This window comes from Rhizobium sp. SEMIA 4085 (genome assembly GCF_013004495.1).
In the GTDB taxonomy this organism is placed as follows: Bacteria; Pseudomonadota; Alphaproteobacteria; order Rhizobiales; family Rhizobiaceae; genus Rhizobium; species Rhizobium gallicum.
Window position 1 is genome coordinate 1 of the sequence record NZ_JABEPH010000422.1, and the last position, 4593, is coordinate 4593.

Consider the following 4593-nt stretch of genomic DNA (forward strand, 5'->3'; position numbering starts at 1 on the left):
TTTGCGGGCTTACGACGGCTTCGATGTCTTTCACCCCCATCATGCCCATGTTCGAGACCGAGGTGGTGCCGCCTTGGTATTCCTCAGGTTTCAGCTTGCGGTCCTTGGCGCGCTTGCCGAGATCACGCATCTCGTTGGAGATGGCGGACAGCGTCTTTTCTTCAGCCTTGCGAACGATCGGGGTGATCAGCCCGCCTGGAATGGAGACGGCGACGCCGACATCGGCATGCTTGTGCTTGACCATGTTATTTTCGGTCCAGGACACATTCGCGTCCGGAACGTCTCGCAGCGCAAGCGCAAGCGCCTTGATGACCATGTCGTTGACAGAAAGCTTGTAGGCCGGGGCACCATCCTTGCGCGGGGCGGAATCGTTGAGCTGGGAACGCAGCGCCAGCAGCGCATCCAGTCCGCAATCGACGGTGACGTAGAAGTGCGGGATGGTCTGCTTGGATTCCACCAGGCGGCGGGCAATCGTCTTGCGCATGCCGTCATGCGGCACGAGCTCGTAGGAGCCCGGCTCGAAGAGCTTGAGGACAGCCTCCTCCGGTGCACCCTTGGCTGCAGCCGGTGCCGGAGCCGGAGCCGCAGCAGCCTGCTGAGCCGCCGCAGCAGCGGGCGCCGCTTTAGCGCCACCACCGGCGACGGCGGTCTCGACATCGCTCTTAACCACACGGCCGCGCGGGCCGGAACCGGCAATTGTGGAAAGATCTATACCGGCTTCCTTGGCCAGACGCCGCGCGAGCGGCGAGGAGAAGGTGCGTGTGACGCCCTCCCCCTTCGGGGCGGCCTGCAGCGGCACCTCAGGGTGAGGGCTCACATTGGCATTCGCGGCAAGCAGGGCAGCGGCTGGCGCGGTGCCTTTGCCTGCCTCGTCGCGAGTAGCGGAAGCGCTTTGGGCTTTCGCTTCGAAGGACGAGGCAGCAGCCGAACCCGCGCCGCTTGCAGCGGCGGCAACGTCCTCGCCTTCGCCGGCAAGAACCGCGATCAGCGCATTGACCTTGACACCTTCCGTACCGGCCGGAACGACGATCTTGGCAATCGTGCCCTCATCGACGGCTTCGACTTCCATTGTCGCCTTGTCTGTCTCGATCTCGGCGATCACATCGCCGGACTTGACGGTGTCGCCTTCCTTGACGAGCCACTTGGCCAGATTGCCTTCTTCCATCGTCGGAGATAGGGCTGGCATCGTGATGTTGATAGGCATCGAAATACCCTCCCCTTGTTATTTGTAGCAGACGGCCTTCACCGCATCGACGACTTCGCCGACATTCGGCAGAGCCAGCTTCTCGAGGTTGGCGGCATAGGGCATTGGAACGTCCTTGCCGGCAATCGTAAGGATCGGCGCATCGAGATAATCGAAGGCCTGCTGCATGACGCGGGTGGCGATTTCCGTGCCGACGGACGACTGCGGATAGCCTTCCTCGACGGTGACCAAGCGGCCCGTCTTCTTAACCGATTCGATGATGGTCGGCAGATCCATCGGACGTATGGTGCGAAGGTCGATCAGTTCGACGTCGATGCTAAGTTTTTCGAGTTCGGCGATGGCTTTCGTGGCATAGGTCATGCCAATGCCCCATGATACGACGGTCGCATCCTTGCCTGGACGGTGGATACGGGCCTTGCCGATCGGCAGAACGAAGTTATCGAGCTTCGGCACGTCGAAGTGCTGGCCGTAGAGGATTTCGTTCTCGAGGAAGATGACCGGGTTCGGATCGCGGATTGCGGCCTTTAGCAGGCCCTTGGCGTCCGACGCCGTGTACGGCATGACAACCTTGAGGCCCGGAATGCTCGAGTACCAGGCAGCGTAGTCCTGGCTGTGCTGGGCGGCAACGCGGGCAGCCGCGCCGTTCGGGCCGCGGAAGACCATCGGTGCGCCCATCTGGCCGCCGGACATGTAGAGCGTCTTGGCGGCGGAATTGATGATCTGGTCTATCGCCTGCATGGCGAAGTTGAAAGTCATGAATTCGACGATCGGTCGTAGGCCGGCCATAGCAGCACCGACGCCGATGCCGGCAAAGCCATGTTCGGTGATCGGGGTATCGACCACGCGGCGCGAGCCGAACTCCTGCAAGAGGCCCTGAGTCACCTTGTAGGCGCCCTGGTATTCTGCAACTTCCTCGCCCATGACGAAGACGCTCTCGTCGGCGCGCATTTCTTCGGCCATGGCGTCGCGAAGCGCTTCGCGAACGGTCATCGACACCATCTCGGTGCCTGTCGGGATTTCCGGATCGTTCGGAACGAAAGCCTTAGGCTCGGCCGGAACGGACGCCTGGGCGGCCGTTTTTTCCTCGGCCTGAGGAGCCGCAACCGGAGCCGGCTGTGCGGCGGGGGCTGCGGTGGAGATGTCCGAAGCCGATTCGCCATCCTGCAGCAGCACGGCGATCTTGGCGTTCACCTTGACATTTTCGGTGCCGGCCGGGACCAAAAGCTTGCCAATCACGCCTTCGTCGACGGCTTCGACTTCCATCGTCGCCTTGTCGGTTTCGATCTCGGCAATCACGTCACCGGAAGTGACCTTGTCGCCTTCTTTCTTGAGCCATTTGGACAGCGTGCCTTCTTCCATCGTCGGAGAGAGGGCGGGCATGAGGATATCGATAGGCATGGGTTCCCTCCCCGATTAGAGCAGAATGTCGGTGTAGAGCTCGGATACATCCGGCTCTGGATCGGCCTGGGCGAAATCGGCGCTGTCGGCGACGATATCGCGCACGTCCTTGTCGATGGACTTCAGGTCATCTTCCGACGCCCAGCCCTTCTCGATGAGGCGCAGGCGCACCTGCTCGATCGGATCGGATTCGGAGCGCATCTTCTGCACTTCGTCCTTCGAACGATACTTCGCCGGGTCGGACATCGAATGGCCGCGATAACGATAGGTCAGCATTTCGAGGATCATCGGACCCTTGCCGGAACGGCAGTACTCGATCGCTTCATCGGCAGCAGCCTTGACGGCGCGCACGTCCATGCCGTCCACCTGCATACCCGGAATGCCGAAGGACGCTCCGCGCTTGGAGAAATCGGCCTGCGCGGTCGCGCGGGCGGTCGAGGTGCCCATGGCGTAGCGGTTATTCTCTATCACGTAGATGACGGGCAGCTTCCAGAGCTGCGCCATGTTGAAGCTTTCGTAGACCTGGCCCTGGTTGGCCGCCCCGTCGCCGAAATAGGCGACGCTGACATTGTCATTGCCGCGATACTTGTTGGCGAACGCGAGGCCGGTGCCGAGCGAAACCTGGGCGCCGACGATGCCGTGGCCGCCGTAGAAATGCTTTTCCTTGGAGAACATGTGCATGGAGCCGCCCTTCCCCTTGGAATAGCCGCCCCTGCGTCCCGTCAGCTCCGCCATCACGCCGCGCGCGGTCATGCCGGTCGCCAGCATATGGCCGTGATCGCGGTAGCCGGTGATGACTTGGTCGCCTTCCTTGAGCGCGAACTGCATGCCGACGACAACGGCTTCCTGGCCGATATAAAGGTGACAGAAACCGCCGATGAAGCCCATGCCGTACAGCTGGCCTGCCTTTTCCTCGAAACGGCGGATGAGTAGCATTTCGCGATAGGCCTTAAGTTCGGTATCGCGGTCGAAATCGGCGATAGCCCCGCCATTCGATTGCTTGCTCTGCGGTTTTGCGCTGGTTTTGCGGCTGGAAACGGTCGCGGTCTTTCGCGGCGCCATTCAACCCTCCCTATGGGTTTGTCGTTTCTTAGGTGGCGCGTACCATAGGGAAGAAATTTGGCCACAGCAATGCCATAAATGCATGGCACGTATTCTGCTTTAAATAATTGATAAAGCTACAGAATTGCCAATTAACCTATTTCCGGTTAATTGGCATAGGAATTGAATATGACGATTTCGTCGGCCCGCGACATGTTCAACTGATAGCGGGCTTTTTCGTCCAGCATGTCCTTGTCGAGCGAGCCATCGCTCAACAGCGCGACTTGCTGCTCCAGATGTTCGCGTTTCGCCTTCAAGACCGCAAGCTCACGCTCACGCGCAATTCGGCGCTTCTCGAAGCCTTCTGTGGCCCGGAGACCATAGTCGCCGTGAATGCAGTGATAACCGAAATAGGAGAGAAAAGCGACCGTCATGGCCGGAATGACGAACCGGCCGAGCTTTCTCTTCTTATGATGCTTTGTCCACATACGCGCACATGCTCTCAAACGCATTACCTATTCAACAAGCTTACGCCTGAGAGATTAACCGTCCGTTGACTATGAATTGAGAGCAACAAAAAACCCGCGCCGGCAAAGCGCGGGTTTCAAGGATATGATTTTTAAAGGATATCAGCCTCGGACGATCGAGCGACCGGCGTAGCGAGCCTGGGGGCCAAGGCCCTCTTCGATGCGGATCAGCTGGTTATACTTCGCCAGACGGTCGGAGCGCGACAGCGAGCCGGTCTTGATCTGGCCGCAGTTGGTCGCGACGGCGAGATCGGCGATCGTGGAGTCTTCGGTCTCGCCCGAGCGGTGCGACATGACGGCGGTGTAGGCTGCCTTGTGCGCTGGGTTGACGCCGTCGGGGGTTTGGGTCAGGGAGCCGATCTGGTTGACCTTCACGAGGATCGCGGTGGCGGTACCCCTGCGGAGGCTATCGAGCATGCGGGA

The 4593-nt window shown here is 60.4% G+C and carries 4 protein-coding genes and 1 pseudogene; all 5 read right to left on the reverse strand.

What is annotated here, in order from left to right:
- Window positions 1-1204: pyruvate dehydrogenase complex dihydrolipoamide acetyltransferase (locus tag C9413_RS28115; protein ID WP_170251215.1), on the reverse strand; the 1204-nt coding region annotated here is incomplete at its 3' end.
- 18 nt (window positions 1205-1222) lie between these two features.
- Window positions 1223-2602, reverse strand: coding sequence for a pyruvate dehydrogenase complex E1 component subunit beta (locus tag C9413_RS28120; protein WP_039844815.1), 1380 nt, complete (start codon window positions 2600-2602; stop codon window positions 1223-1225).
- Window positions 2603-2617: 15 nt separating this feature from the next.
- Window positions 2618-3664, reverse strand: a complete 1047-nt coding sequence (gene pdhA, locus C9413_RS28125; RefSeq protein ID WP_170251216.1) for a pyruvate dehydrogenase (acetyl-transferring) E1 component subunit alpha — start codon at window positions 3662-3664, stop codon at window positions 2618-2620.
- Window positions 3665-3810: 146 nt separating this feature from the next.
- Window positions 3811-4131, reverse strand: coding sequence for a septum formation initiator family protein (locus C9413_RS28130; RefSeq protein WP_039844813.1), 321 nt, complete (start codon window positions 4129-4131; stop codon window positions 3811-3813).
- Window positions 4132-4272: 141 nt separating this feature from the next.
- A pseudogene (eno, locus tag C9413_RS28135) lies at window positions 4273-4593 on the reverse strand (phosphopyruvate hydratase); the annotation flags it as partial.

Coding starts and splice junctions, on each gene's coding strand:
- pdhA (WP_170251216.1), bottom strand. CDS start 3,664: ATGGCGCCGCGAAAGACCGCGACCGTTTCCAGCCGCAAAACCAGCGCA.
- C9413_RS28130 (WP_039844813.1), bottom strand. CDS start 4,131: ATGTGGACAAAGCATCATAAGAAGAGAAAGCTCGGCCGGTTCGTCATT.
- C9413_RS28120 (WP_039844815.1), bottom strand. CDS start 2,602: ATGCCTATCGATATCCTCATGCCCGCCCTCTCTCCGACGATGGAAGAA.